The organism is Streptomyces sp. CB02009, assembly GCF_001905825.1.
GTDB lineage: Bacteria > Actinomycetota > Actinomycetes > Streptomycetales > Streptomycetaceae > Streptomyces.
The window spans coordinates 40526-67149 of sequence record NZ_LIVV01000016.1; the positions used below are offsets into that span (position 1 = coordinate 40526).

At 70.7% G+C, this 26624-nt stretch carries 26 protein-coding genes; 21 read left to right on the forward strand and 5 right to left on the reverse strand.

The window, feature by feature from the left end:
- Positions 1-2 precede the first annotated feature (2 nt).
- From AMK27_RS39535 to AMK27_RS39545, 3 genes are all read left to right on the forward strand, one after another.
- Positions 3-2567 carry an ATP-binding protein gene (locus AMK27_RS39535; RefSeq protein WP_241847786.1) on the forward strand — a complete coding sequence of 855 codons (2565 nt, stop codon included), beginning with the start codon at positions 3-5 and terminating at the stop codon, positions 2565-2567.
- Positions 2568-2641: 74 nt separating this feature from the next.
- Positions 2642-5308: a hypothetical protein gene (locus AMK27_RS42535; RefSeq protein WP_143204940.1), complete on the forward strand. Its 2667-nt coding sequence runs from the start codon at positions 2642-2644 to the stop codon at positions 5306-5308.
- Entirely contained in the window at positions 5305-6480 is a 1176-nt protein-coding gene (locus tag AMK27_RS39545; protein WP_073919208.1) for a hypothetical protein, read from the forward strand. The genes AMK27_RS42535 and AMK27_RS39545 overlap by 4 nt, the downstream gene beginning before the upstream one ends.
- A 149-nt stretch (positions 6481-6629) precedes the next feature.
- Here the strand turns inward: AMK27_RS39545 and AMK27_RS39550 are convergent, their stop codons facing one another.
- From AMK27_RS39550 to AMK27_RS39570, 5 genes are all read right to left on the reverse strand, one after another.
- Entirely contained in the window at positions 6630-7442 is an 813-nt protein-coding gene (locus tag AMK27_RS39550; RefSeq protein WP_073919210.1) for a phosphotransferase, read from the reverse strand.
- On the reverse strand, positions 7439-8107 hold the full coding sequence (locus AMK27_RS39555) for a hypothetical protein (protein WP_073919211.1): 669 nt from the start codon (positions 8105-8107) through the stop codon (positions 7439-7441). The genes AMK27_RS39550 and AMK27_RS39555 overlap by 4 nt, the downstream gene beginning before the upstream one ends.
- Complete coding sequence (locus tag AMK27_RS39560) at positions 8104-9591, reverse strand: pyridoxal phosphate-dependent decarboxylase family protein (RefSeq protein ID WP_198956022.1); 1488 nt, start codon at positions 9589-9591, stop codon at positions 8104-8106. The genes AMK27_RS39555 and AMK27_RS39560 overlap by 4 nt, the downstream gene beginning before the upstream one ends.
- Before the next feature lie 238 nt (positions 9592-9829).
- Positions 9830-10255, reverse strand: a complete 426-nt coding sequence (locus AMK27_RS39565) for a DUF6415 family natural product biosynthesis protein (RefSeq protein WP_079188797.1) — start codon at positions 10253-10255, stop codon at positions 9830-9832.
- Entirely contained in the window at positions 10252-10638 is a 387-nt protein-coding gene (locus tag AMK27_RS39570; RefSeq protein WP_073919213.1) for a hypothetical protein, read from the reverse strand. Before AMK27_RS39570 ends, AMK27_RS39565 begins: the two co-directional genes overlap by 4 nt.
- A 156-nt stretch (positions 10639-10794) precedes the next feature.
- On the opposite strand from AMK27_RS39570, the gene AMK27_RS39575 reads away from it, so the two are divergent.
- The 18 genes from AMK27_RS39575 to AMK27_RS39665 all read left to right on the forward strand — a co-directional run.
- Positions 10795-12048: a hypothetical protein gene (locus AMK27_RS39575; RefSeq protein WP_073919253.1), complete on the forward strand. Its 1254-nt coding sequence runs from the start codon at positions 10795-10797 to the stop codon at positions 12046-12048.
- Entirely contained in the window at positions 12045-12575 is a 531-nt protein-coding gene (locus AMK27_RS39580; RefSeq protein ID WP_241847779.1) for a GNAT family N-acetyltransferase, read from the forward strand. The genes AMK27_RS39575 and AMK27_RS39580 overlap by 4 nt, the downstream gene beginning before the upstream one ends.
- Before the next feature lie 411 nt (positions 12576-12986).
- A complete protein-coding gene (locus AMK27_RS39590; protein ID WP_073919217.1) occupies positions 12987-13328 on the forward strand; it encodes a hypothetical protein in 342 nt (113 codons plus the stop codon).
- Positions 13328-13834, forward strand: a complete 507-nt coding sequence (locus AMK27_RS39595; RefSeq protein ID WP_073919219.1) for a hypothetical protein — start codon at positions 13328-13330, stop codon at positions 13832-13834. The genes AMK27_RS39590 and AMK27_RS39595 overlap by 1 nt, the downstream gene beginning before the upstream one ends.
- Entirely contained in the window at positions 13834-16167 is a 2334-nt protein-coding gene (locus AMK27_RS39600) for a hypothetical protein (protein WP_073919220.1), read from the forward strand. The genes AMK27_RS39595 and AMK27_RS39600 overlap by 1 nt, the downstream gene beginning before the upstream one ends.
- Entirely contained in the window at positions 16167-17114 is a 948-nt protein-coding gene (locus AMK27_RS39605; protein ID WP_073919222.1) for a replication-relaxation family protein, read from the forward strand. Before AMK27_RS39600 ends, AMK27_RS39605 begins: the two co-directional genes overlap by 1 nt.
- A gap of 350 nt (positions 17115-17464) precedes the next feature.
- On the forward strand, positions 17465-18010 hold the full coding sequence (locus AMK27_RS42185; protein WP_241847780.1) for a DUF3558 domain-containing protein: 546 nt from the start codon (positions 17465-17467) through the stop codon (positions 18008-18010).
- 137 nt (positions 18011-18147) lie between these two features.
- Positions 18148-18903, forward strand: coding sequence for an ATP/GTP-binding protein (locus AMK27_RS43970; protein ID WP_241847781.1), 756 nt, complete (start codon positions 18148-18150; stop codon positions 18901-18903).
- A gap of 40 nt (positions 18904-18943) precedes the next feature.
- On the forward strand, positions 18944-19654 hold the full coding sequence (locus tag AMK27_RS39620) for a hypothetical protein (RefSeq protein WP_143204941.1): 711 nt from the start codon (positions 18944-18946) through the stop codon (positions 19652-19654).
- 5 nt (positions 19655-19659) lie between these two features.
- Entirely contained in the window at positions 19660-20499 is an 840-nt protein-coding gene (locus AMK27_RS39625; protein ID WP_338014372.1) for a hypothetical protein, read from the forward strand.
- A 145-nt stretch (positions 20500-20644) separates the two neighbouring features.
- Entirely contained in the window at positions 20645-22009 is a 1365-nt protein-coding gene (locus AMK27_RS39630) for a CpaF family protein (protein WP_158076969.1), read from the forward strand.
- Positions 22009-22926, forward strand: a complete 918-nt coding sequence (locus tag AMK27_RS39635; RefSeq protein ID WP_073919229.1) for a type II secretion system F family protein — start codon at positions 22009-22011, stop codon at positions 22924-22926. The genes AMK27_RS39630 and AMK27_RS39635 overlap by 1 nt, the downstream gene beginning before the upstream one ends.
- Positions 22923-23807 (forward strand): type II secretion system F family protein, encoded by an 885-nt coding sequence (locus AMK27_RS39640; RefSeq protein WP_073919231.1) that lies wholly within the window; start codon positions 22923-22925, stop codon positions 23805-23807. Before AMK27_RS39635 ends, AMK27_RS39640 begins: the two co-directional genes overlap by 4 nt.
- Before the next feature lie 39 nt (positions 23808-23846).
- Positions 23847-24086 (forward strand): hypothetical protein, encoded by a 240-nt coding sequence (locus AMK27_RS39645; protein WP_073919232.1) that lies wholly within the window; start codon positions 23847-23849, stop codon positions 24084-24086.
- Positions 24087-24107: 21 nt separating this feature from the next.
- Positions 24108-24515, forward strand: coding sequence for a TadE/TadG family type IV pilus assembly protein (locus AMK27_RS39650; RefSeq protein WP_073919234.1), 408 nt, complete (start codon positions 24108-24110; stop codon positions 24513-24515).
- A complete protein-coding gene (locus tag AMK27_RS39655) occupies positions 24515-24976 on the forward strand; it encodes a TadE/TadG family type IV pilus assembly protein (RefSeq protein ID WP_073919236.1) in 462 nt (153 codons plus the stop codon). The genes AMK27_RS39650 and AMK27_RS39655 overlap by 1 nt, the downstream gene beginning before the upstream one ends.
- Entirely contained in the window at positions 24973-25416 is a 444-nt protein-coding gene (locus tag AMK27_RS39660) for a pilus assembly protein TadG-related protein (RefSeq protein WP_073919237.1), read from the forward strand. Before AMK27_RS39655 ends, AMK27_RS39660 begins: the two co-directional genes overlap by 4 nt.
- Positions 25417-25422: 6 nt before the next feature.
- The coding region (locus AMK27_RS39665; protein WP_143204942.1) for a LysM peptidoglycan-binding domain-containing protein at positions 25423-26624 on the forward strand (1202 nt) is incomplete at its 3' end.

Sequence of the window (26624 nt, forward strand, 5' to 3'; positions counted from 1 at the left end):
GGATGCCGATCCGGCACGTGGCCGGGAACGTCGTGTGGACGACGCAGGGAACGGTCTGGGCGGTCTTCCGGGTGCAGGGCGCTGATACGGCTCACGCCTCGCGGCGTGCCAAGCAGCAGCGGCTGGGCTCCCTGGAGGCGCTGGTCAAGCAGCTGCGGGGAGAGTCGATGCTGCTGAGCCTGTGCCCGGCAGTGGACCCGGCCGCGGTAGTCGCGAAGATGTGCGCGGACATCGATATGGGGGCCTCGCCGCGCTATCGCGAAAGCGTCGATGTTCTGCGCGGTCAGCTGGAGCAGCTGGAGTTGACGGGACGGTCGGACTGGCTGGCCCTGCCCCTGCCGATGCAGCGGGCGGAGTCGGTGCGCGAGGTGTTCACGGCCGCGCGCGCCGGAATCGCGCTGACGCTGGGACTGCTCCCCCGGCCCGTTTCCGCGCGTGAAGAGGAGCTGCGCCTTGGGCAGGCGGAGCGGCTGGCGTCGACGTGGCCGTCCGGGATCGGTGTCCGTCCGGCGTCGGCAGCGGAGGTGCTGTGGATCTACGGGCACAGTGCGCGCCGCGGCCTGGTCGAGCCGGCCTTGCCCGATGGGGTTCAGGGTGAGCGGCGCATGCGGGGGCGTGGGCGGGGGGCGGCCGCGCTGGGTCAGGTGGTCCTCGCCGAGGGCGGCCACCTTCTTGCCTGGCAGGACGAGGACGGCGACACCGAGGGCGGTCGCGGGACGAAGGCGTGGGGGAATCCGTTCGCGCGGCGGTGGCTGGAGGTGACGACAGAGTGGGGGCCGTCCTACCAGGCGATGCTGGCGCTCGCCGAGATGCCCGAGGCGTTCGCGTTTCCCGGCTCGGAGTATCTCGGCCAGCTCGATGACTTCTCCTTCCCTGTGGACTGGGTGGTGCGTCTGCGGGTGGAGGGCGGCGCGGCGGCGGAGGCCAAGAGCCGGCGTCAGGCAAGAGAGCTCGCCAACCAGTATCAGGAGTACGGCGGGGAGACGGCGGGGGTGCCGGCCAGCGTCGACAAGGCTGCATCAGGCCTGGATGAGTTCCGTGAGCGCCTGACGTCCTCCACGACGGAAGTGGAGGTGCGGGCGATGACCGCGCTGTGCGTGTGGGGCGGCACCCCGCAGGAGGCGGAACGGCGGGCGGGTGAGCTGGCCGGTCACTTCGCCGGCGGCGAGTACACGTATGTCCGGCCGCTCGGGGAGCAGGAGAACCTCTGGTACGGAATGCTGCCCGGCGCCCGTACACCGTCGGTGATGGCCCAGTACTCGCAGTACCTCCTCGCGCGTGACTTCGCGATGGCCGGCCCGTTCACCGGCAGCGCGCTGGGTGATGAGACAGGTCCTCTGTACGGGCTGCAGCTGGCGAACGGCGGGGTGCGGCCGGTGCTGTGTGACTGGTCGCGCGGCCCGCGGGAGAACGTGTCGGCGGCGGCCGCGTGGGTCGGTGAGCTGGGCAGTGGCAAGTCGGTGGGGATGAAAGGCGCCATGTACTCGGAGCTCGCCGCCGGGCGGCGTCTTCGCGGTGTCAGGCGGGGGCGGGCTGTGGTGGTGGACCGGACCGAGCAGCAGGAGTGGGTGCGCTTCGCCGAGGCCTGCCCCGGCGAGAGCGAGATCATCACCATCGACGACCAGGCTCGGATCTCCCTGGACCCGCTGCGGATCTTCACCAAGGCCTCGGAGGCACAGCGGTTCACCGAGTCGTTCCTCACACTGCTCCTGGGGCTGGCGCCGATGAGCGAGGAGGGCATCGCCCTCTCCGAGGCGATCGAAGCAGTCCTTCAGGAACCGGGCCCGTCGATGCGGGTCCTGGTTGAAGAGCTCACCAACCGGGGCGCGGGCGGGGATACGTTCGCGGCGATGGCGGCCCGCCGGCTCGCGGCAGTACGCCGCAAGGACCTCGCCCGCGCGGTGTTCGACGAGTCTTTGCCAGTGGTGCGCAACTCGAGGGCCGACAGTGTCGTCTTCGCCGTGGCGTCGCTGGCGCTGCCGTCGAAGAGCGAGCTCGAGGCGGGCCGTCTGGAGAAGCTGCAGTTCGAGAAGACGTTCGGCCGTGCGGTGATGTATCTGATCGCCGCGCTGTGCCGGAAGATCGTCTACGCGCAGCCGGATGAGTTCGCGGTCGTGGTGTGGGACGAGTGCTGGTGGCTCACGTCCTCCCCCGAGGGCCTGGACCTGGCGATCGAGCTGGTCAAGGACGGCCGCAAGCACAACGCGGGCGCCTGGTTCGGCGGGCACGATGAGGACGACATCGGCCCCGCCTCCAGCGAAAAGGGCCAGATCCTGCGCGGTCTGATCCCGCGCAAGTTCCTCTTCCGGCACACCAACCGCAACCTCGCCCGGCGGGGCCTGGCGTTCCTGGGCTGCAACCCCGAGGACGAAGACCTCCTGAACCTGGTCACCACCGGCCTGTCCCCCAACCGGCCGGACATGAACGACGCGGAGCGCGCCGCGCGTGCCGGCGAATGCCTGCACCGCGATCTGACCGGGCGGATCGGCACCATGCAGGTCGTCATCCCCGCCGACCAGGCTGCCGCCGACAACATTCACTCCCAGCCCGTGCGGCAGACAGTCTGATGCCCCAAAAGCAGCGCCTCGTGCGGAGCGCGACACGTGTGGGGGCGGGTGTCGGGGGCCGTGCCGTCGCAGTGGTGCGGTGGGCGCGGCCGGGCCGGGCGCTGCTGCTCGCGGTGGTCCTGCTGCTGCTCGCAGGCGTGGCATCTCTGACGCTGACTGCGGTGGCCGCCGCCGCGCCAAGGGCCACGCCCACCCCCTCCCCGACGGCGCCCTGGCCGCTCGCTCCGCCGGTCGATCCGGACAACCCGCTCGCGCCCGGCCCGGTCCTCACCCCGCCCGAGAACGGCACCACTCTGGAGGAGATCGGCGAGGAAGCGGAGAAGAAGGCAGCCGCCGAGAAGGCGGCGAAGGCGAAGAAGGCGCGGGAGGACTGGGACAAGGAGGTGGACAAGTACCTCAAGACCCAGGCATCCCAGGGCGGTGTGCTGTCCGCGTTCGAGGTCACCGACCGCAACAACATCCCTGTTTCCGCCTACCGGATCTACGCCGACACCGGCGACTGGAACGACTGGGAACTCAAGGTCGAGCATTTCCTCGTCGAGATGATGTTCCTCTGCAACAAGTGGCTGGTCTCCTTCGCCTGCTTCCTCATCGCCTGGGCCCTGTCGTTCTCGCTGGCCGGCCTGCTCCTCAAGCCCGCACTCCAGGTCTCGACGTCGCTGTACGGCGGAGTGATCATGCAGCTGGGGCTGCCCGCGCTGTTCCTCACGTTCTCGGCCGTGGTGGCCTCCTGGCACCTGATGTTCGGCAACCGGGCCCGCGGCTGGGGCGAGATGGCCGCGGCGATGGTCATCTCCGCGCTCGCCATCGGCGCGCTCGCCTCGCCGCCCGAGATGCTGCTGTCCAAGGACCACGGCGCGGTCGCCACAGTCCGCGACCTGGCGGTGGAAACCGCCGCGCTCGTCCTGGACAAGGAAGCCATCGACGCCGGCGGCACCGCCACGACGACAGCAGGCAGCACATGGGAGAAGGCCGGGCAGGGCTCGACAGTCGGACAGCGGGTGCGCAGTTCGGCCGGCTCGATCGCCCGGCCCATCACCGATGCCCTCGTCGACGCGTTCGTCGCCCGCCCGGCCATGATGCTCTCCTACGGGCGGACCTTCGAGGACCCGAAGAGCGGCCGCGGCCCGCAGTGCGGCACGCTGTTCCGTCAGTCCCGCATCTCCCAGGCCGTCTTCGACCAGAAGATCGACGAGATCCTGGCCGCCGACAACAAGTACGTCCAGGACGTTCCCTTCATCGGCGGCCCTCTCAGCGACCTCGTCGACACCGCGACCCAGCCCGCTGAGACGGTCGTCCGCGAGAAGCTCGCCGCCAAAGGGCCCTTGAAGGAGTTCGAAGCCGCGTGCGTCAAGGACGGCGCCGCGTCGGCGAAGAAGGCCAGCATGGAGAAGGTCGGCGGCGCCTTCTTCATGGTCATCGCCGCATTCCTGACCTGCTTCTTCATGATCGTGCTGACGTTCAGCTTCCTCTTTGCCCAGTTGCAGATCGCCCTCGAGGCGATGATCGCGAAGGTCGCGCTGGCTTTCGGGGTCCTGCCCGGGCCCGGGCGCGGCTGGCTCTGGGACCGCGCGACCGCCATCGCCCGCTCCCTGGCCCTCCTGATCGTCTCCGTCACCGCCGTCGCGGTGTTCGTCGTCGTCGTGAACGCCGTGCTCAACGCCTCCGACACCGACATCCCCGGCGGCATCACCATCCGCTTCGTCGTCCTGGACTGCGTCGTCGTCGGCGCCTTCGTCTACCGAAAGCGACTGACCCGTGCCACCCGCGGCCTGGCCACGCGCGCCCGGGCCCGGGTCGGCAGCAGCATCGCCGGCGGGGCGGTTTCTCCGTCCGAGCTCGCCCGGCCACAGCGCGGCAGCATGGGCCGGAAGCTGGTGGTGGGCGGGCTCATGCTCGGCGCGCTCGCCGCGACCGGCGGCACCAGCGCCGCCGTCGGCATCGGCCGGGTCGGCATCGGCCGGGCCGGGACCAGCCGGGCGGTCGCGCGTCTGGGCGGCAAGGCTCTGAGCGGCGCCGGGCGGGCGGTGGCCGGGACGGCGAACCTCGCCGGCCGCACGGCCCTCGCCGGGGCCAAGGGCGCGGCGAAGACGACGGCGTTCGGGTTGAAGGCGACCATCGGTCTGCCGGTCTACGGACCCCGCGCGGCCCGACGGGTCGGTGCCGCGGCCGCGGCCCTGCCCAGCCAGGTTGCCTCCGTGGCCGGCAGCGCGGTGGCCGGAGTTCAGGGCGCGGTCCAGGCGGTCCATCAGAATGTCGTGGCACCGGTGGCGGACTTCAGCGGGGAGTACACCCACAACCTGCGCTCACTCGGCCGGATCGTGACCGGCCGGGGCGGACTGGGCCGCTACACCGCCCCGCACAGGCCCGGCCCCTACCCGCCCGCACGGCGCCCGCGTCCAGCACCCCGCCCGCGCACTCCCGCCCCCGCAGCCACTCCTGCTCCCGTTCCTGCCGTACCCGCTGTACCGGCCGTGCCTGCCATGCGTCGGCGTCCGGCGCCACCGCGGGTCGTGCAGCCTCCGGCCGGACCGGCCCAGGCCATGCTCCGGCAGAGGCTGCACCGCCTCCAGGCCCAGCCTCCGCAGCCCGCGTCTCCCCCGCCACCTCAGCCCCCCGCTGCCCCGCCGACCCCGCAGACGCCTCCTCCTGCTGCCCCGCCCACTCCTGCTCGGACGCCTCGCCCTGCACGCAGGACGCCGCCCGTGAGGCCGAATCCGCGCCGCCCGGGCCGGCCATGAGCGCGTCAACGAAGACAGCGCTGACCGTCGGTTCGGTCGTCCTCGCCCCGCTGGCATTCGTCATCGGACTCCTCGTCCTGTTCATCGCCGCCGTAGCCAGCGGGGCGACCGGCAACGAGGAAGAGAGCGGGAGGTCCGCCCCAGGGCCGGCAGACGCGACGCCGTCAAGCGTCCCCGGGATCGGTCCCGTCGTCCTCAGCGCCTACGTCAAAGCGTCGGATGCCGTCACCACGCTCCGCCCGAAGTGCTTGGGGATGCGCTGGTCCGTCATCGCGGGTATCGGCAAGGTCGAGTCCGGCCACGCCGCCGGCCGCAGAGTCGCGGCGAACGGTGACGTGACGCCCAGGATCCTCGGCGTGCCGCTCAACGGCTCAGGCGCCGGCGGGAACACCAGCGTCCACAGCGACACCGACAACGGCACCCTCGACGGCGATGCCGTCTTCGACCGGGCGGTGGGCCCTATGCAGTTCATCCCCTCCACCTGGCAGGGGCCTTCCGGGCAGGACGGCAACGGCGACGGCATCCGCGACCCGCACAACATCTTCGATGCGGCCCAGGCCACCGCGTTCTATCTGTGCGGCACGGGACACAACAATCTCACCGACGAGGCGCAGCTGCGCAAGGCGGTGCTCCGCTACAACCAGTCCGGGACGTACGCGACCGAGGTCATCGGGCACGTCCGTGCCTACGATCAGCTCAGCCGTTCTGGTGTCGGCCATGGAAACTCGCCGGGCAGCCCCGTGTTCCATGACGGCAGTGCCGGCTGGCCCACTTCTGTCAGGAACCCCCGCTCTACAGCCGCGGCGATCGCCTGGGCGCGCCGAGAGGCCGTCAGTGGGGGCCGGAACTGGTACCGGGCCTGTCTCGCGTTCGTTGCCCGGACCTACGGCTGGTCCTACTCCGGCGTCCAGTACGCCGTCGATCACTACTGGCAGATGCCCGCTGCCCTGCGCCACGACCGCGACCGCAGGCCGCCGCCCGGGGCGCTGATGTACTGGGACACCGGACAGCGGGCCGGTCACGTCGCGCTGTACCTCGGCGGCGGGAAGATCGCCTCCAACGACATCCGGCGCAAGGGCTACATCGATGTCGTTGACGCGGGCGATATCGAATCCGTGTGGGGCGCCACGTACCTCGGCTGGGCCCCGCCGTACTTCCCCCAGGGTGGATAGAACACCAGGCAGACCGTTCCTACTCAGCGGACTGATCCCCGGCCGTCTGGCGCCGGGGCTCAGCTCATGTGGGTGCGCCCATGCGTGGATTGGGTGGCGCTAGGCGGCTGGCGCCTGCTGACTCTGGGGGCGTTCCGACCTCCCAGGAGCTACCTGCGGTGCGCTTCCCACGCTCGCCCTGCTTCACGGGCGCGTTGGCGGTACTGGCGCAGCTCGGGGCCGCCTTGGTCGGCGCGATCGGCCCAGTAGGCGGTGATCGAGGAGGCGAAGGCGGTGACCGCCGCCTCGGGTGCGTTGCGATAGGCGGGGACCTGGGCGGCGTGCTTCTCCGCGTCCTCGGGTCCGTGGCCGGCCAGGATGAGTTGGGGAACGAGGAGCGCGATGTCGAGCCAGGCGGCTCCCCGGTGGGCACTGGCCCAGTCGACGAAGCGGACGTTGGCGTCGTCGAGCAGGAGGTTGTCCGTGCGGATGTCGCAGTGCAGGAGTGTGTCGCCCCTCATCGCCTCGTGGTGCTCCGCGGCTCGTTCGACGACCGGGTGGTCGGCGAAGTTCGGTGCGTCCTGGTAGGGGCTCGGGGTGAGGGTGTCGTGGAGGGTGGTGACGGCGTCCAGGAGAAGCGGCAGGTCTGGGGAGCCGGGCGTGAGTTCGGGGTGTCGGCCGTCGATGTGCTCGAAGGCGAGGACGACCCAGCCGTCGGCGTCCGTGTCGGCCAGGAGTCGGGGGCCGGGCCCCTGGGGGAGGGCGCGGTTGATGGCCGCTTCGGTGCGGTAGGTGGCGGCGAACGGGTCGGTGGTTCGGATGGCCTTGACGAAGGCGGCGCGGCCGTCGGCCTGGGGCATGCGGACGCGGACGCCGGGGGTGTATCCGCCGGCCACGGGCTGGGCCGGGCCGGTGACGGCAAGCTGGCCGGCGATCCGCTCGCGGAGCGCGGGCGGGAGGTCGTCCCGGGTGGGTGTGGTCACGTCGCTCTCCAGGTGATGGTGTCGCGGTCGATGCAGACTTGGCCTTCCTGGGCCAGGTGGAGCAGGCCCCGGTGCAGTACCGCGTGGAGGTGGGTCTCGTGCCGGTAGCCGAGAAAGTGCTTCTCTGTCAGGCCCTCTGGTGACGAGAGTAGGGCGTGTGCAGCCCGGGCAAGAGGGATTTTTCCGGCGCCGGTGATCCTCAGGGCAAGGAGCGCGGCTCCTCGTTCCGCGGCGACGACGTGTCGGCGGTAGCTGTGGACGTCTCCAGTCAGGAAGACGTGGGGTGTGGTCAGGGCGTTGAGGAGGAGGCGTGCCTTGAACCGGGGCGAGTTCAGGGCGTCGGGGTCTCCGACGGGTGTGGCGTAGTCGGTGACGCCGTCGAAGCCGCCGAGACGGGCTGCGTTCTCGATCTCCCGGGTGGTGGCGTAGAGCTTGGACGTGAAGGCGACCTCCTCGTCGATGTCCAGGCCGTGGTCGGCGTGGAGCCGCTTGACTCCGTCGATGAGACGCGCGAGGCGGGCGGCCGGCAGGGGGGCGGTCCCGGTGTAGAGGAGGTCGAGGTCGGATGCGGGCCTGGGGCGGGTCGCGTGCGAGCCGTACGCGAGGGCGTAGCCGTCGCGGGCCGGGTGCAGGGCTGCGGCCGCAGTGAACAGGTGGGTGCTCACTGCTGCTCCAGGGCCCGGCCGAGGCCGGTGACGTAGGCGAGGGCGTCGCGCATGTGGCTCTCGGCGATGCGGCCGTTGTTGCCCATGAAGCGCAGCGGGTGGAGCGTGGCGCCCTGCTGGATGCGGCCGGTGTCGTCGGGGAGGGAGAACTGGTGGAAGTGCCAGCGGCCCTCGTCCAGGATCCGCGCGTGGATGGCCTTGCTGATCGTGTTGATCCGCTCGATGTCGGGATGGAGGGGGTCGTGGCTGGTGGGCAGGTACATGAACACGACGGCGGTCATGTCGGGGTCGTTCAGCCGCAGGAGGTGGGGGTTGTCGTCGACGAGGCCGGTGAAGGTGCGGGTCGTGATGAGGCGGCGGCGCATGAGGTCGGCGAGGCCTCGGCGGCCGTGGGCGCGCATCATCGCCCAGAGCTTGATCGACGACCATTCCTTGGTGCCGATGAAGGGGGTGACCTGCCCGAACGCGAAGTCCTCCTGCATGATCAGGTCCGAGTAGGAGGACACGAGCCGCAGCGAGGCGGGGTCGCGGACGAGGAGGGCGGACATCGCGTACGGGATGTCCATGACCTTGTGGGGGTCGACGGTGATGGAGTCGAAGTCCTCGATCCCGGCGAGCTTGTGGCCGAGTTCGGGCGTGAAGGCGCACATCAGGCCCCAGCAGGCGTCCGCGTGAAGCCAGATCTGGGGGTCGATGCTGCGGGTGATGTCGTGGACGGCACGGAGGTCTTCCACGGTGTGGGTGCGGCTGTCGCCGGTGTAGGCGACCACGGACATGATCTCGCCCTGCCGGTCTCTCAGTGTGCGGTCCAGGGCGGTGCGGTCGTACCGGTAGCCCTTGGTCGGTACCTCGATGACGCGGCCGCCGCAGCCGATCCATTCCAGCGCGCTCTTCACGCTGTAGTGGCCGATGCCGGCGGGGACGACGATGTTGCGGGTGGCGTCGGTGACTCCTTCGTGCATGGTGCCGGGGGCGATGTTCTCGCGGGCCAGCATCATGGCGGTGGTGTTGGAGCCGGTGCCGCCGTAGGTGGTGACGCCGCCGACGTCCCACACGGTCTTCACGTCGGTGACGGCTGGGTTGGTGAAGCCGATGAGGTCGCGCAGCCAGCGGATGACGGCGATCTCGGTGAAGGTGGCTGAGGGGGCGGCGAAGGACTGGTTGATGAGGTTCTGCTGGGCGAACAGGGCGAGCAGCCCGCCGGCCAGTGCGGCGACGTCGGCGCCCGTGTGCCCGAAGCCGAGGAAGCGCGGGGAGGCCTCGTTGTTGCACATCGGCAGGACCGTTTCCACGAGCTCCTGCACCACGGAGGGGACGCCGGTCGACCTCTCGGGCAGGTCGGTGACCAGGAGGTCGCGGATCTCGGCGGGGGCGAGGCGCTTGCGGGTCACCTGGTCGTCGAGCTTGAAGTCGACGCCGACGGTGACGAGCTGGTTCAGCAGGGCGATGGCGCTGTTGCGGTCCATCTCGCTCAGCAGAGGCATGACAGGGCTCCTTCTCGGGCTCAGTGAAGGTGCCCCCGGCCCTCCCGGGTGGGGAGGTGTCCGGGGCGATGCTGCGTGCGGAGACCTCCAACGGCGCGAGGCGCTCGCTCGAAGGGGCTCCGCGCCCGCACTCCTTGCCTTCCGGCGCGGGTGCGGGGGCTGTGGGGGGTCCACCCCTGGCAGGCGGGCCCCGTGCTGCGCGCCGGCCCCGTCCGGGCGGGGCCGGCGCGCAGCGGTTTCACGGGCTCGTTACGCTGACGGGCGCCGCGGCAAGGACGCGGTCGAGCGCGACGTGCAAGGCCCGTACGAGCCGGGCCTGGGACTGGGCCACCCGCAGGGGATGCCGCCCGGGAACCGGCGGGACGCTCAGGCGCCTGATGGCCTCCCCGATCGCGATGTGCGCCAGCGTCCGGGCCGCCACGGTGGACGCCTGTCCGTCTCGCGGCAGCGCCATGGCTGTCGACTGCACTTCGCGGACAAGGAGGTTGGCGTAGCCGGTGAGCCGGAGTGCGACCTGCTCGATGTCGGCCGTGGGCGGGAGGCTGTCATCCCCCGGCGTCCAGCTGAGCACTGTGGCCGCGAGCTGTTCGTGGAGGCTGCGGTCGAGCGGGATGTCGGCGTCCAGGGAGCTGGTTGGGTCGTGGACGATGCTGCCGTACGTCACCGGTTCTCTCCCGTCATGATGGCGTCGAGCATCGGCTCGACGGAGACGACGGACACTCCACGGCAGTGCAGAAACCGCTGTTCAGCGAGCCATACAGCCCAGGTGAATCCGATGTGTCCAAGGGCCGGGACGAGGACGATGGTGATCCGGCGCAGCTCGGCGAGCTCGCGGAGGCGGTTCCAGCCCGGCCGGGTCTGCGGCGCCTGCGTCAGCAGGCAGTCATCGGAGACTGCACCGCCGTCCGCAACCGTCCAGCCGCGCGCTACGGCGACGCCAGCCGCGGCCGCAAGCATCCCCCGGACCGTGCCGGGATCGGGGTCGGCCGCGTACAGGGCGACCGCGGTGGGCTGCCGTGGTGCCCTGGGCGGGTCGATGGGGAACATGACTCTCCTCCACGTTCTTCCGGGTGCTCCCCCAGGTAACTGCCGCCAGGGTGGTTCGGGACACAGCGAGTTGCGCCGCTTCACTCGACCTGGCCGTAGCGACTTGACTATCCGTTGACTCTCGCCGAGCTGCGCGACAGGTCTACCGTGGATCGCATGGCGCGCAACGAGGCGTTCATCGTGTGGATGGACACCGAGGGCTGGACGGCCCCTGATCTGGCGACTGAGCTGAACACGGCGATCGGTCAGAGCACCGGAAAGCCGGGCACACTCTCCGATGTGACGGTGCGCAAGTGGCGCTCAGGCGAGACGACCTGGCCCCGGATCGCGGTGCGCCTGGCTCTGGAAGCGATCAGCGGCCGGTCCGCCCAGGACTTAGGGTTCGCCGACCGGCGCCGTAAGACCAGCACTCCCCCGGAGGACTCCATGCTCCGCCGCTCCTTCCTGAACTCGACCGTCGGGGCGTCGGCGTCCTTCGTCCTGGCAGGTCCCGCTCCATCTGTCGGCACCTCGGATGTCCTGCGGCTGCGGGCACAGCTCGACTCTCTGAGGACGCTCGATGACCATCGGGGTGGGCACGCGACCTTGGAGCAGGCGGCGCTCGCCGGCGCGCACGAGGCCGCCCGGCTCCAGGAGAAGGGTGCCTCGGCGCGCACCCGCGAGCGGCTGTTCTCTCTGGCCGCCGCGTTCACCGCGGCGGCCACGTGGTCACTGATCGACGCCGGACGGCTCGACGGTGCCGGCCACCACCTGGACAGGTCCCTCACTCTTGCAGGCTTGGCCCAGGACCCCGAGATGGTGATGCAGGTATGGAACCTGCGGGCGATGCTCGCCCGGCAGCGCGGTGACTACTCCGAGGCTGTGGCATCCGCTCAGGCCGCCCTGACGACGGCCATCGCACGCCGCTCGCCGCTGCACGCGTCCCTCGCGCACGCCCGGGCCGCCGTCGGCCTCGCCCACGGCCGGGACCGCAGATCGGCGCTGAACTGCCTGGGCCGCGCGCAGGAGTCCTTGGCCAAGGTAGATCTGGCACAGCCCCGGGCCGCGTGGATCGCTTTCTACGGACCGGCGGAGCTGTACTCCTTGACCGCGATCGTGCGGGACATCGTGGGCGACGCCGCAGAGGCCGAGGCCGCCTCGCACAGAGCGCTGGCGGTGCTGCCGGAGACGTACCGCCGCAACAGGGCCTACACCACCGCACGGCTCGCCCTCGCGCAGCTGCACCAAGGCGACGCCGAGCAGGCGTGCGCCTCCGGTGGCCAGGTCTTCACCATCATGGCCGGCACACCCCTGCCGGGACGTATGCGCAGGGTGCTGGGCGACTTCCAGCGCGAGCTGCTCTCCCGAGCCCCCCACCCCATGGCCGTCGAGTGGACGGACCGGTACCGGACCGAATGGACCAGCGCATGACCGCCATAGCCCTCCGTCGCTTCCGGCACGAAGACCTGCCGGGCATCCGGCAGACCCTCCTCGCCGTGCACGCGGACGCCTACGCCGACGAGATGGACGAGTTCGCTCAGCGCTTCCCCTGGTTCGTCGACCACTGGGGCTCCCATCCCGGCTTCTCCTGCGTGATCGCCTACGACGGCAACGAGCCGGTCGGCTTCGCCTACGGCGCCCCCGCCCGCCCGGGCCGCGAATGGTGGCGCGAGCACCTGCCCGAAGCACCAGCCGAGGACTCGACGTTCAGCGTCTCGGAGCTGATGGTCCGCCCCCGCTGGCGCAAGACCGGGGCAGCCGAGCAGCTGCATGCCGCACTCCTGCAGGACCGGCCCGAGGCCCTGGCCGCGCTCCTCGTCGACCCCGGTCACGACAGGGTGCAGGCGCTGTACGAAACGTGGGGCTACCAACCCGTCGGCCGCCGGCAACCGTTCCCCGACTCCCCGAACTTCCTCGTCATGGTCCACGGCCTCCCTGGCAAGCCTGCGGCTGGGTGACCTCGCGTACAGCAGAGCCCTTCGACGACTCTAGGTGGCGCCTGAGCTGCTGGGGATGTGCTCCGTCTGCCGGTACAAGAAGGTGCCGCGCACCAGGCTCTGGATACTCCTCTTGCGGCCGGACGCGACGACCTCGCCGGCCCCGGGGCTGAACCGCGCGGGCCCCCAGATAGTGGACGGCAGCTCCGCACACATTGCTTCGTCGTAGTGCGGTCTGGCTGAGTGATCGGCCTCGTCGCGCACCGTAAGCGCTCCACGCCGCGTTGCCGCTGCGGCTCTGAGCGGCTTCAGGTGGTCGCGGGGTCCGGCCCCACATTCATCGTGCCCGGACGGTCACGTTCTTGGGATTGCGGGTCCTTGCGGAGGGCGTACGGGCGGCGCGAGGCCGCCCCGGCCTGCGGGGAGTGCCCGATGGCAACGGATGAACAGCGTCTGCTTGGGCGGCGAGATGCGGCAGTCGACGCGCTGGTGAGCTGGATTGGCTGGCTCGTCGCGGTCGTCTTCGTGGTCGCCTGCTTTCCGGGCTGGTGGGGTGGCGACCTGAGCAACCTGCCGTTCATAGGGGAGTCGGCGGCCGAGGCCGCGGCCAGGCGCAGTGGCTGGCCCGCGGTGCCGGTCCTCTTCATGACGTGCGGGGCGGTCCTGGTGCGGCGTGGCTGGTACGCGGCCGCAGACCGAGTGCGCGGGGTGGACCCGGGGCGCCGGTATCGGCGGGGCCCGCTTGGTTTCCCTTTGTCGAAGGCGAACTGGTGATGGGCGATGCCCTGCTCGGCCCGTCCAGATCCCTGTCGGCCGTGACCGCTTCGGTGACGGGGTACGCCGAGGCGCATCTGTGGTGGCTGGGGCTGTCCGTAGTGGCGGCGGCCGCCCTGTGGGGTGCGTGCTGGGTGTGGTGGCGTCGCCGTGCCCGCGCCGCGCTGAGGTCCCGGACGGTGGTCGACCTGGTGCCGACACGTGACTTCGATCCGTCGGTGGAAGAGATCGGCCGGCACGCGGCCCGTCTGGTCCGGGTGCCGGCAGCTGCCGGATGGCTGCCGCGCAGAGCGTCCGGGGTCCGCATGCGCCACATGAGCGTCGAGGGGAAGTTGGCGACTCGGCTGGAAGGGCCTGCGCGGGCTGCAGGGCTGCTGCGCCTGGTGTCGTTTCCGGACGTGGACGTGCTCGAGGTGGGCCGCAGTCATGGCGAGCTGCGACCGATCCGCTTTGCCAACATCTCGCCTCTCAACGTGACGGACAACGGGAACGAACAGGAGGTCTGATGACCCAGGTCCTGATGGAGAAGACCGCCACTCCGCCAGCCCCCAGTCGCCGACGCAAGGAGAACAAGGATCCGCATCGGGAAGAAGGCGGGGCCTACGTGGCGCGGGCGGAGCTCGTGCTCGCCCGGGCCGATCACCGGCGGCTTGCGGCGGCCAGTCTCGATCCCGATCCGCTGCAGATGATGGCGGCCGCCTGCGCGCACGTGGCGAGCGAACGGGGCGAGCGGGCCGAACTGGTCGTGGACCTGGTGCCGGTCTCTGGCCGGAAGGTGGCACGGTGGCGGCGCCGGCTCATGCGGCGGGCAGCGAAGCGGGGACCGTCGGCGTACGGGGAGCAGCTCGGAACCGGTCCGAGCGGTGGCCGGGCGGCCCCGGTGTTTGGTCAGGTGATGGCGGGGCTGAACGGCGGAACGTCATCGGGGTCCGGCCGCTCGCGGGGCGGGGCCGTCCCGCGGCCGCGGCAGACGGATCTGGCCGACGGGGTGGGAAAGTTCCTGCCGGGAGTGGACGGTCAGGTCTTCGCGGTGCAGGTTCTCGTCCGGGTTCAGGCGCGGCGTCCGGCGCGGGCGCAGGCGCTGCTGCACCAGGTGATGGCGGTGATGGATGCCTGGAGTGGGGAGAACTGGTGGCGTCCGGTGGGGCCGCGTCGTACGGGATGGCGGCCGTACAGCAACGTGTGGTGGCGTCGGTCCTCTTTCGATCGCAGATTCCACACGGGCGAGTTCGCTCCTTCGAGGCGGCAGTGGGTGACGGTCAGGGAGGTCGCCGCACTGCTGAAGCCGGCCACGGTGCACTGCGAAGCGGCGAACGTCGTGCGTACTGGCGGGGTGGTGCCGGCGGCGCCGCCGGGGCTTCCGGAGTGGACTGGGCAACCGGGTGTGGTGCCGCTGGGGCGCGTCGTGGGCTCGGACGGGCGGGCGCGCCTCGCGGCCGTGCCGGAGAAGGACGTGCTGTTCGGTGCGTCGTTCGGGAAGAGCGGATTCGGCAAGAGCGAGCTGGCTCTGGTCCAGGCCATCTCCCTGGCGTACGGGGGGCTGGGGGTGTGGTTCCTCGACCCGCATGGTGCGGCGGTGAAGCGGGCGATGCCGTATCTGTCGCATCCTGCGCTGCGCGAGAGGGTGTGGGTCATCGACCTGAGCGTGAAGGATCCTGCGGCGCGGGTCGGGGCGTGGAATCCGCTGTCGATGGAGCACCGCAGCGCTGCTCAGGTCCAGGATGTGATCGGTGCGGTGGTGGGCGGGATGGCGTCGGCGCAGGGTTGGGGTGACGGTGCGCCGCGTGCCAGGGCGATCCTGTCTCACGCGGTGCAGGTCCTTGCGTACCTGGCGCTGGAGATGTGCCGCCGGGGGCGTCCGGATCTGCAGCCCACCGTCTTCTCGATCACCCGGCTGCTCACCGATGAGGAGTGGCGCGAGGGTGTTCTGGAGCATCTCCCGGTCAAGCTGCGCCGGTTCTGGACCACCACGTTCCCCAAGTACGAGGGGAGCGCGGTCCCAGTGGTCACTCAGACGCTGGAGCAGTTGGAGACGTCGGACTCGCTGCGGGCGTTTCTGGGCCAGCCGCGGTCGACGTACGACATGCGGCACGCAATGGACACGTCGAAGATCGTGCTGCTGCGCTGCTCCGGTACGGGCTCGTCGGATCAGGTGATCACCTCGTTGCTGCTGTTCGACCTGTTCCTGGCCGGCTGCTCGCGTGAGGGCGTCGACCAGGACCAGCTGGCGACGATGTTCGCGTACTGCGACGAGCTGACCGCTATCGATGGGGCATCGCGCGGCTACGTCGCCGCGATCCTGGAGCAGCTGCGGAAGTACAAGCTGAAGCTGGTCGGGATGACCCAGATGGCGATGCGGCTGAGTGCTGAGACGCGGATGGCTCTCATGCAGAACCAGTCGCTGCTGTCCGCCTCGGCGGCGGATAGCGACGAGGCGGCGTTCGTCACCAAGCGCATGGAGCCGGTCTCTCCGCAGACCCTGATGTCCCTGCCGAAGTGGAACTACGTGATGTCCACGATGCTCCACGGCGAACGCACCACTCCGTTCCGGGTCGCCGGCGTGGCCGTGCACCAGGCCCTCGCCGACTACCACCACCCCGAACTCCTGCCGGATTTGGAGCGGGCCGTGGACGACAACCTGCGGCGCCGGACAGTCGCCGAGATTCTTCGTGCCCTCGAGGGCGACGACACCGGCAGCAGGCCTGGCTTGGACGACCGGATCCTCGCCGAGCTCACCACCTCCCGGCCCGCACCGACAACACGGCCGGAGCGACCCACCGAACCGAGCATGCCCGCAGCCGGAGACCGGCCTGCGGCCAGCGGAAGTGAGATCGGCTGATGACCACCGCCCTGTCCCCTGCCGCCACCAGTCTGCCCCGGCTCGGGCAGCAGCTGCTGCCCGTCCTCTACCAGCACCGCCTCGTCGCCACCGGCCAGCTCCATCGGATGCTGACGCCTCACGCCCAGCGGCCCGTCTACTTGCGTAGCGTCCTGAACCAGATGCGCGCCATGAAGCTGGTGGAGTGCACCGCCCGCCGGGCCGGAAGGAGGGGCGGTCCTGAACTGCTGTGGTTCATCACCCCTCGCGGCGCGGACATCGTCGAGGCCAGCCGGGAGGTCACCTCCCGGGCCTACCGCATCAGCCCTGAGACAGCCGCCTCCCAACTGCAGGAACACACTCTGGCCGTCGTCGAGACCGGGCTCGCGTTCAGCACCTGGGCCCGGGCGCTTGGCGACGAGTGCGGGCCGCTGGACTGGGAACCCGAGCTCGTCCACCGCGTGCGCGACGGGGAGAACCGGCTCGGAGACGATGCCCTGCTCATCCCAGACGCCGTCCTGCGCTACACCCGCACGACACCCACCGGGCGCCGGCTCCTCACCTACTTCCTCGAGATCGACCGATCCACCATGCAGGTCGGACGGCTCGGCCGGAAGCTCACCTCGTACGCCCGCTACGCCACCTACGTGCCCGCTCCCCCGCACGGCCGCCGCGTCACCGCCCCTGCCGGGGCCGGCCGGGAGGCATGGCGCGACCGCTACCCGGCTGTGCCACGTCTGCTGATCGTCCTCACCGGGGCCAGCCCGACGGTTCTTCAGCGTCGGATCGAGGACCTGCGGGCTCTCGCTGCTGCCGACGCCCGCGTCCGGCGCACTCCTCAGCTCGCCGTCGGCATCACTACGCTTGAGCAGCTGACCGACCGTGGCCCGTTCGAGCAGGTTGTCGTTCCGCTTCTGGGAGAGCCGACCCCCGGCGATGTCCTCCTCTCCGCCCCATCAGCTTCATGAGGCGGCTCACCAGCGCCAATGGGCGACGGTCTCTGACCAGCGCGCTCGGCGAAGACTCAGGCAACCTGACAGACTCACATCCCTTCTCGGCCCCATTTTGGCCGATTACTCCGCATCCCAACCCATCAACAACCGTTACGCCCGGTGTGGTTGGTGTGATCTTGCGTAGGCTTGCCCTTCGCGTAACTGAAGTGGTCCCGCGGTACACGACGAGCTCGTCAGGAGCCTCAAGCGGCAGGTCGCGCCGGGTGACCGCATATGCATCGGGAGACATCATGACGACCCATACGCACATGCGACGCGTGCGCCTTCGATGGACACCGCTTCTGCGAGCAGGTTCGCTCCTCGCCGTGAGCGCGTTCCTCCTCACCGCCTGCAACAGCGCGAAGGAGGGGCCCAGCGCAAAGGCCCCGAGCACTTCGCCTGCCACAGCGACGCCGACCAAGACGAAGGCCCCGGCCACCCCGGCAGACCCGGTGGAGGCAGCGAAGAAGGAAGCGATCGCCACCTACCTTTCGCACTGGAAGGAAGTGGAGAAGCGCTACGCCGACAAGGCCGGCAACGCCGGCGAGCTCAAGAAGTACGCAGCCGCGGCCGCTCTCGCGCAGGTCGAGACGGGCGCAGCGGACATGCGGAAGAAGAACGCGATCGTGCTGGGCGCGGTCACCGTCGACAACCCTGTCGCCACCAGCGCGGATCTCAACCGCAAGATCCCTCACGTCATTCTCTCCAGCTGCCTGGATATCTCCCGGTGGACGGTCACCGACCTCGACACCCAGAAGCCGGCCAGCCTGCCGAAGAACCGGCTCGTCCGATACGTCATCAAGGCCACTGTCGAGAAGTGGCCCGAGGGATGGCGCGTCATCCGCGACGAGCCGCAAGGAAAGAAGTGCTGACCCCCCGGAGAGCCGCAGTCGCAGGAGTCCTCGTGCTCAGCGCCGCGGCGTTCGCCGCTGCTCCTGCGTACGCGGATGACCCTGGTGGAACGGGTGACACGAAGTGCGGCACCTTCTTCTGCGAGGTGGAAGTCGACGTGCCTGGCTCCGGCGGCAACGGCGGCGGTTCGCCAGCCCCCGGCGGAAGCTCCGGCGGCAACGGCGGAGAAGACGGCGGCGAGAAGCCTGCCACCCAACGGGTGTGCACCTACAAGAAGCTCGACCCGCAGCCGCCCGCTGGGAGCCTGGACTGGGAAGGGCACACGCCCGGTGACGGCGCGGTCTACGAAGAGCGGTGCACCTACAACGACGGCCCCAGTCCCACAACGTTCATCCGTAACGTCTGGGCCGCCACTCCCCCAGGACCGGCCGCTGTCGATCCTGCTGTCCTGGCCCGGCAGGCCGTGGACCGGATGGTGCTGCGCGGCCCGGAGATCGGGATCACACCGAAGCCAGGCGGAATGGGCCTGGTCGGGATGCCGGTGTACCTGTGGACCGAGCGGGGCCCGGAGACGTACGGGCCGAACGTCGCTTCCGCGTCCGCAGGCGGGGTCACGGTGGCCGCGACGGCGAAGGTCGCGAAGATCGTGTGGCAGATGGGAGACGGGAAGACCGTCACCTGCACCACTCCCGGCACTCCCTACAAGGCCGCCTACGGCACGAAGTCGTCGCCGGACTGCGGACATCGGTACGCCAAGCCGTCCACGGCCGGTGCCGGCAAGTACCACGTTGCCGCAACGTCGACGTGGGAGATCAACTGGCAGGCGACGACCGGGCAGTCCGGGCAGATGACTCAGACCCGGCAGAGCGCCGTGGACATCCGGGTCGGCGAGCTCCAAGCCGTCGGCAGCTGAAGCACCCGGGTCCGTTCCAAGACGAAGAAGGCGAGAGACCGTGAGCAAGACCGCTGTTCCGGCCCCTGCGGGCCAGGTGCCTGCGCAGCCGGCGCACACCCAGATCCCGGGCGCGGCAGTCGGGTTCCGTGCGCGCAGGCGCCGCCCTGGTATGTACGCGCTGGCCATCGCGCTGATCGCGGCGGGCGGAGGCGGCGGGTTCCTCGCCTTCCAGGCGACGGGAGAGCGCACCCCGGTCCTGGCTGTCGCGAAGGGTGTTGAGGCCGGGGACGTCGTGAAGGACTCCGACTTGATCGAGGCGGCGGTCCAGCTTGACCCGGTGCTCAAGCCGGTCCTCGCCGCCGATCGGAAGAAGGTCGTCGGCAAGCGGGCCGCCGTCGCCCTGGTGCCGGGCGCTCTTCTGGCACAGGGCCAGGTCACCACGCGCACCCTGGTGAAGCCGGGCGAGCGGCTGGTCGGGATCGGCCTGAAGACCTCGCAGATGCCCGCGAGCCGCCTCTCCCCCGGCGACAAGGTCCTCGTCGTCTTCACTCCCGCGGACGGCCAGAGCACCAGCACTGCGGGCGAGGATGAGAAGGACGCCGGACCCCAGCAGATCGCGGCCCGGATCGTGAGGGTGGGCGAGCGGCAGCAGAACACCGGCGAGCAGGTCGTGGACGTCGCCGTCCCCTCTCAGGTCGGGCCGGTACTGGCCGCGCAGGCCGCGACGGGGAACGTCGCGCTCGTCGTTGACGGGCCGGGTGAATCCTGATGGCCATGATCACCCTGGTCGGTCTCCCGGGTGCTCCGGGGGTCACGAGTACGGCGCTCGCACTGCTGCGGTCGTGGCCCTTGGAAGACGGCCGTCGCCTGGTGCTTGCCGAGTGCGACCCGGACGGCGGCGCGGTCCTGTCCGGCGCGCTGCAGAGCACGGTGGTCGCCGACCGCGGCCTGAGGAATCTGACCGAGTCCTCCCGGACTCAGGACCTCGTCACGGCTTTCTGGCCGCAGCTGATCGCCCTGGAGAACGACGAGAAGCGTTCGGAGCGTAACCGGCTGCTGCTGCCGGGACTGACCACAATGCAGCAGGCCTCGAGTCTCGCGCCGGTGTGGGGGCAGCTCGCCGATCTGTTCACTGGTATCGAGGAGCACGGCCACGATGTCCTGGTCGACCTCGGCCGCGCCGGTGCGTTCGGTCCGGCCGGCGTGCTGGCGATGCGTGCGGACTCGGTCCTGGTCGTGATGCGCGGCACCCTGCGCAGCATGCACGCCGCCCGCTCCCGCATCGAGGCACTGCGCACGTTGATGGACGGCGATTCCGGGCGGGGTTCCAGCGCTCTGGGCATCCTCCTGGTCCGCCAGGGCCCCTACGGGCCGAGGGAAGTCGAGGCCGAGCTCGGTGTGCGGGTCGTCGCTTCTGTGCCGTACCGGCCGGAGGAGGCGGCGGTGTTGTCCGACGGGGCTCCCGAGGGGCGGGGGTTCATGACGGGCAAGCTGATGAGCGCCGCCAGGGACGCGACGACTCCGATTCGCCAGCAGGTGGCCACCCGGCGTGCCCGGGTTGCCTCTCCGCTGCAGCAGCGGCTGATGAGGGCGGTGCAGCAGAATGCGCGCTGACCCGATGTACCCCGCTCCCGTTCCGCCGCCGGCGGCTGCCGCTCAGGGCCGGGGGCCTGCCTCCGCTCCGGGGCCCGTTGTGTCACCGGGCCGACCAGGTCCCAGTTACGATTCGCGCCGTGGCGGGCAGGCTGCCGCCCCGACGATGGTCAACCAGGTCGCTGTACCGCAGGCGAGGGTCGACGCCCATGCGGCTGGGGAGATCAAGAGGCAGGTCAACAACCTGCTTCTTGCCGAGGCGAAGGCGAACCCCGGCCTTGTCGGTCCCGTGCGTGAGCAGCGGGCCCGGGCTCTGATCAACGAGCGGGTCGCGGTGTGGGGTGATGCCGCCCGGACCACCCGTACCGTCACCGCGGCCGAGGAGCAGCAGCTTGCCGCGCTCGTCTTCGACATGCTGTTCCGCTCCGGTCGTCTCCAGCGCCACCTCGACGACCCGCGGGTCGAGGACATCTGGATCAATGGCCACGACCGGGTCTCGCTGAAGTACAGCGGCGACAGCGAACCGGTCGCGGCCGAGCCGGTCGCCGAGTCGGAGGAGGAACTGCAGGAGTTGGTGCGCGATCTGATCCGCAACAGCGGGCAGTCGGGCCGCACGTTCTCCACCGCTTCCCCCGATGCCGCGATCCGTCTGCCGGACGGCTCTCGGCTCCAGGCACTGCACCCGGAGATCACGGGTGAGCGGACGTTCGTCACGATCCGCCGCCACCGCCTGCAGAACGCGACCCTGGACGACCTCGTCGCGGGCGGCGCCATGGACGCCACGATCGCGTCCCTGCTGCGTGCCTGCGTGCGGGCGCGGCGCAATGTGATCGTGGTGGGTGAACAGTCGTCGGGGAAGACGACTCTGATGCGAGCTCTGTTGCGGGAGATCCCGCGGCACGAGCGGTTCGGCACGGTGGAGACCGAGTTCGAGCTGTGGGCCCACCAGAACGGCTACCACACGCAGGTGGTGCCGATGGAGGCCCGTGAGTCCAACGGCGAGCGGGTCGACGGCCGCGCGGTCGGCGAGATCACGCTGCTCGACCTGATGTACCGGGCGAAGCGCATGTCGCTGAAGCGGGTCGTGGTCGGTGAGGTCCGCGGTCCGGAGATCACGGCGATGATGCAGGCCCTGACCAGTGACCGTCCCGGGTCCATGTGCACGATGCACGCCTCCGAGCCGCACGTCGTGTTCGACCGCATCGCCGAGCTGTACCTCCTGGCCCGCGGGAACTTCTCCGAGCAGCTGGCCTACCGTCAGATCGCCAACGGCCTGCACTTCGTCGTCTTCATGTCGGTCGACGAGTCCGGGCCTGCCCCGCGTCGGCTGGTGAGCCACATCTGGGAGATCACCGGCATCGGCGAGAACGGCCGCCCCGCGTACAACGAGGTGTTCCGGCCTGCGTCCGAAGAAGACCTGCGCGCGGTCCCGGCCGCTCCGCTCTCCCCAAAGTCCCGGCGGCGCCTGGAGGTGGCCGGGTTCTCCACCCACGTCCTGGATCAGGCCGCCGCCTGGAACAGGGGGCTGTGATGGGCGCCTTGTGGTGGATGCTGTGCGGGGCGATGCTCACCGGCGGCATCCTCGCCGCCGTCGTTGCCACCATCGGCACGACCGCTCCCAGAGGGCAGGGGCGAACGGCGCGCTGGCGGGCTCAGTGGTCCGGCGGGCATGACGGGCAGGCGCGTGCCGCCCGCCGCCGCGCGCTGATCATCGCCGCCGTCGCCACAACCGCTGTGGTGTGGCTGGTCTCCGGCGTGTTCGTCGCCGCCCTGATCCTGGGCGGCTCGGTGATCGGCGTGCCGTGGCTGCTCGCCTCCGCGAACCCCTCGAAAGGCCGCATCGCCAAACTAGAGGCGCTCGCCGACTGGACCCAGCGCCTCTCCGAGATCCTCCGCCTCGGCTTCGCCCTGGAACAGGCCCTGATCACCAGCCGGAAGAACCCGCCGCCGGCGATCGAGGACGAGGTCGGCGAGCTCGCTGACAAGCTGAAGGCCGGCTGGCTGCCCGTCGACGCACTGCGCGACTTCGCGAACCGCCTCGACGACGTCACCGGCGACAAGGCCTGCGCCGCACTCATGCTGTGCGCCGTAGATCCCGGCCCCGGCCTTGCCCAGGTCCTCGAGGACGTCGCCGCCCAGGTCCGTGAGGAAGTCGCCGCCCGCCGCAAGATCGAAGCCGACCGGGCGAAGTCCCGCACCGCGATGCGCACCATGACCCTGATCTGCATGGCCCTGGTCGTGACCGGCTTCCTCATCCCCTACACCGCCCCCTACGCCACCCTCCTCGGTCAGCTCGTCCTGGCCCTGCTCGGCGCTGCTTTCGCCGCGGTGCTGTGGTGGACCCGGAAACTCGCCAGCCATCAGCCGGTCCCCCGGTTCCTGATCAACGACCCGCGCAGCCAGGTCAAGCAGCCGGGTGCCGAACCTGCGGAGGTGCCGGCCTCATGAGCCTGACCGCCCTGATCCTCTGCGGCGCCGCGGCCGGAGGAGGCGTCGCTCTCCTCGTCCGCGAGGTCACGCCGTCCGCGCCCCGCCTCGGCCCGGCCCTGCGCCGCCTCGACCCGCCCGTCGCCGGCCTCGGCTCCCGCCAGCCCGGTCGTCCGCAGCCTGCCGGAGGTGCGTGGGCGGGACGTCTGGCCGAGCGCATGCCGGGCAGGATCCCGCGCGCCGATCTCGACCTGCTTCACCAGAGCCCGGAGCAGTTCGTGACCAACAAGGTGGCCCTGGCGCTGCTGGGACTGCTCGTCCCGCTCGTCCCCTCGGTCGGATGGGCGCTGATGGGGCTGCCCGTGTTCATGTTCATTCCGGCTGTGGCCGGCGTGCTGCTCGCGGCTGTCCTGTGGTTCGTGCCCGACTGGGCCGTCGCGACCGAAGCGGGCAAGGCCCGCACCGAGTTCGCGCACGCCGCGGCTGCCTGGATGGATCTGGTCGCCACCCGCATGGCCTCCAACGTCGCGGCCGACCAGGCGCTGGAGGACGCCGCCCGCATCGGCAACGGGTGGGCCTTCACCCGCATTCAGGAGGCGCTGCTGCGTGCCCGGACCGAGAAGTCGTCCCCCTGGCAGGCGCTCGCCGACCTCGGCACCCAGCTGCACTTGCCAGTGCTGAACGACGTCGCCGACATCATGCGGTTGTCATCCGACGACGGTGCCTCCGTCTACGACACCCTGCGCAACCGTGCCAAGAGCCTGACCAACGAGCTCCTCACCGCCGAGGCCGCCCGCGCGAACGCCGACAGCGAGAAGCTCCACACCCCCGCCGCACTCCTCGCCGTCATCGTCATGATCGCGATGGCGTTCCCGGCGGTCCTCAACATCTTCTCCATCTGACCGAAGCCGCACTCCGCACCATCCGAAGGGACCTCACTCATGAAGACCAGCCTCCTGCTCCGCGCCCAGGCCGCCGCGACCACCTGCGCCTGGGCGCTCCGTTCGCGTCTCGAGGAGGCCCGCGCGGAGGCTCGGGACCGCGGCGACCGCGGGGACAGCCCGATCTCCACGGTCGTCATCATCATCGCGGCCGTCACCGGTGCCCTGCTCATCGCTGGCGGCCTCGCCGCCGCGTACGGACGGGCCAACGGCAGGCTCGACGGCATCCTCGGCGGCTGATCCCAGGGACCCAGACACCTCATGCTGACTGCCCTCGCACCCGCCGACCGGGACAGGGGATCGTCACCAATCCAGGTGGCGATCCTCTTCCCCGTCGTGATCCTGCTGATCCTCGCGATCGTGCAGGGCTTCCTCGCTGCCTACGCCCGCAACGTCGCGGCGACTGCCGCCCGCGAAGGCGTCTCCGCCGGCCGCATGTACGAAGCCGGGGCCGGAGAAGGTGCAGCCAAGGCGCGCTCGGCGGTCAACGCGCTGGGCGGCGGGATTCTCGTCGATGCCCGCGTCTCCACCGCGGGCAGTACTGCCGACAGGATCAGCCTCACCGTCGAGGGCCGCGCGATCTCTCTCGTGCCAGGGCTGAGCGGCTGGCCGGTCAGCGCGTCCGCGTCCGGGCCCATCGAGCGGTGGACCACCGCGGGAGGCCGCTGATGCGCACTGCTCTGCACCGGCTTGGCCGCGCTCTGCGAAAGGAACCGGACCGGGGTGATGCCGCGATCGAAGCGGTCATCGTCGTCCCCCTCCTGATCGCGCTCGCCCTCGTGTTCATCGCCGGCGCCCGTCTCTCCCTCGCCGGGCAGAAGACCGATGCCGCCGCGCAGGCCGCCGCCCGCGCCGCCTCCCTCGAACGCACCCCCGCCGCCGGGCAGTCCGCCGCCCGCACCGCTGCCACCGACGCCCTCGGCCAGCAGGAACAGACCTGCTCGGCCACGCGGGTCACCGCCGCCACCGCCGGACTCAGCGCGCCGCTCGGTCAGGTCTCGACCGTGACGGTGACCGTCTCGTGCACCGTCCCCCTCGGTGACCTGCTGCTCCTCGGCGGAGGCCCCGGCGTGCGGACCGTGACCTCCTCCTTCACCTCCATCGTCGACGCCTACCGGGAGCGCGGATGAGCCGCAAGCCCCCCGCCCGACGGTGGGACTGGAACGACGACCGGGGCGGGATCTCCCCGTTCGTCGCCATCATCACCGTGCCCCTGCTCCTCCTCGGCGGCCTGCTCGCCATCGACGCCTTCGGTATCACCCGGGCCCACGAACGCGCCGACGGGATCGCCACCGAAGCCGCCCGCGCCGCCGCCCAGGCCGTCGACCCCGCGCGTGCCGTCACCGGCGAAGGCGTCGCCGCCGATCCCGATGCCGCCGTCGCCGCCGCCCAGGCCTACCTCAGCAGGGCCGGTGTCCGCGGCACTGCGAGCGTGTCCGGCGACGGCCGACGCATCACCATCCACGCAACCGGCAGCTACCGGGGCGTGTTCGTCCCCAAGACCTGGACCCTGCACGCGACCAGCTCGGCCACTCTGCTCCATGGCGCGACCCGACCCGAGAAGGACTGACCGCCGATGCCCGCTCCCCGCCCCCTCGGGCGGCGCCTATTGCGCGCCCTGGTCTCCGCCGTCGTCCTGGCCGCCCTGACCGGAGGCCTGCCGTGGCTGCTGTGGGCGACCACCACCGCCGTCTGGGTCCAGGGCACTGACGCCTTCGCCCACTTGCTCTCCCGTCCGGACACCGGCGCCGCGTTCATGCTCGCCCTGTGCGTCATCGGATGGATCGCCTGGGCGAGCTTCGCCATCTCCCTGCTCCTGGAGATCCCGGCGCAGCTGAGGGGCCGTGCCGCGCCACGCCTGCCTGGGCTGCACCTGTCCCAGCGCGCCGCCGGAACGCTCGTCTCCGGCATCATCGTGCTCTTCGCCTCCAGCGCCCTCGCGTCCGCGACACCCGCTCTCGCCACCGCCGGCCCGGCGACGGCAGTCACGGCCTCTACTGCCGAGGTCGTCCCCCCGGCGTCCGCAACGGCTCCGGAGGATCGCACCGCAGCCACTGCCGGAACGCGGCAGGCAGCCGAGCAGACGTACACGGTCCGCGACGCGAGGCCCGCGGAGAGCCTGTGGAGCATCGCGGAGAAGGTCTACGGCCACGGCGAGCTCTACACGAAGATCGCCGACGCCAACGAAGGCCGCCAGATGACCGACGGGTCCACCTTCCACGCCGACGCACCCATCCAGCCAGGATGGATCCTCGCCCTGCCCGAAGCCCCCACCACCCAGGCCCCGGCCGCCCCTTCGCAACCGAGCGGCGGCTCGTACACGGTCCAAGGCGGCGACACTCTGTGGAACGTCGCCGAGGAGGAACTCGGCGACGGCGAGCGGTACGGCGAACTCTTCGAAGCGAACAAGGGCGCGCCGACCCCGGACGGAGGCACCTTCGACAATCCCGACCTGATCGTCCCCGGCCAGGTACTGGACCTTCCCAAGGCCGCGACGCCGGGCACACCTCCCCCACACCGCAACAGCCCCAAACCGAATACACCGCCCAGTCCGAAGGCTCCTGACCGATCCGAGGACGCGCAGCACGATACGCCGCCGGCTCCGAGCAGCCCCGCCCCGGGCACAGAAGCCCTTCGCCCCGCGCAGCCCACACCGCCCGCAGTCCCGACTCCCTCTCCTACCGTTCTGACCCCGGGCAGTACCGCGCCCTCCCCCGGCGCAACGGCCACGCCGACGCCGGCAGTCCAGCACAGCGAAGAGGATTCCGCCCTGGGTAC

What these genes read in the sequence shown, in the direction of transcription:
- AMK27_RS39535 (WP_241847786.1), top strand. Translation starts at nt 3, where the DNA reads ATGCCGATCCGGCACGTGGCCGGGAACGTCGTGTGGACGACGCAGGGA.
- AMK27_RS39545 (WP_073919208.1), top strand. Translation starts at nt 5,305, where the DNA reads ATGAGCGCGTCAACGAAGACAGCGCTGACCGTCGGTTCGGTCGTCCTC.
- AMK27_RS39560 (WP_198956022.1), bottom strand. Translation starts at nt 9,591, where the DNA reads ATGCCTCTGCTGAGCGAGATGGACCGCAACAGCGCCATCGCCCTGCTG.
- AMK27_RS39570 (WP_073919213.1), bottom strand. Translation starts at nt 10,638, where the DNA reads ATGTTCCCCATCGACCCGCCCAGGGCACCACGGCAGCCCACCGCGGTC.
- AMK27_RS39575 (WP_073919253.1), top strand. Translation starts at nt 10,795, where the DNA reads ATGGCGCGCAACGAGGCGTTCATCGTGTGGATGGACACCGAGGGCTGG.
- AMK27_RS39580 (WP_241847779.1), top strand. Translation starts at nt 12,045, where the DNA reads ATGACCGCCATAGCCCTCCGTCGCTTCCGGCACGAAGACCTGCCGGGC.
- AMK27_RS39590 (WP_073919217.1), top strand. Translation starts at nt 12,987, where the DNA reads ATGGCAACGGATGAACAGCGTCTGCTTGGGCGGCGAGATGCGGCAGTC.
- AMK27_RS39595 (WP_073919219.1), top strand. Translation starts at nt 13,328, where the DNA reads ATGGGCGATGCCCTGCTCGGCCCGTCCAGATCCCTGTCGGCCGTGACC.
- AMK27_RS39600 (WP_073919220.1), top strand. Translation starts at nt 13,834, where the DNA reads ATGACCCAGGTCCTGATGGAGAAGACCGCCACTCCGCCAGCCCCCAGT.
- AMK27_RS39605 (WP_073919222.1), top strand. Translation starts at nt 16,167, where the DNA reads ATGACCACCGCCCTGTCCCCTGCCGCCACCAGTCTGCCCCGGCTCGGG.
- AMK27_RS39625 (WP_338014372.1), top strand. Translation starts at nt 19,660, where the DNA reads ATGATCACCCTGGTCGGTCTCCCGGGTGCTCCGGGGGTCACGAGTACG.
- AMK27_RS39630 (WP_158076969.1), top strand. Translation starts at nt 20,645, where the DNA reads ATGGTCAACCAGGTCGCTGTACCGCAGGCGAGGGTCGACGCCCATGCG.
- AMK27_RS39635 (WP_073919229.1), top strand. Translation starts at nt 22,009, where the DNA reads ATGGGCGCCTTGTGGTGGATGCTGTGCGGGGCGATGCTCACCGGCGGC.
- AMK27_RS39640 (WP_073919231.1), top strand. Translation starts at nt 22,923, where the DNA reads ATGAGCCTGACCGCCCTGATCCTCTGCGGCGCCGCGGCCGGAGGAGGC.
- AMK27_RS39645 (WP_073919232.1), top strand. Translation starts at nt 23,847, where the DNA reads ATGAAGACCAGCCTCCTGCTCCGCGCCCAGGCCGCCGCGACCACCTGC.
- AMK27_RS39650 (WP_073919234.1), top strand. Translation starts at nt 24,108, where the DNA reads ATGCTGACTGCCCTCGCACCCGCCGACCGGGACAGGGGATCGTCACCA.
- AMK27_RS39655 (WP_073919236.1), top strand. Translation starts at nt 24,515, where the DNA reads ATGCGCACTGCTCTGCACCGGCTTGGCCGCGCTCTGCGAAAGGAACCG.
- AMK27_RS39660 (WP_073919237.1), top strand. Translation starts at nt 24,973, where the DNA reads ATGAGCCGCAAGCCCCCCGCCCGACGGTGGGACTGGAACGACGACCGG.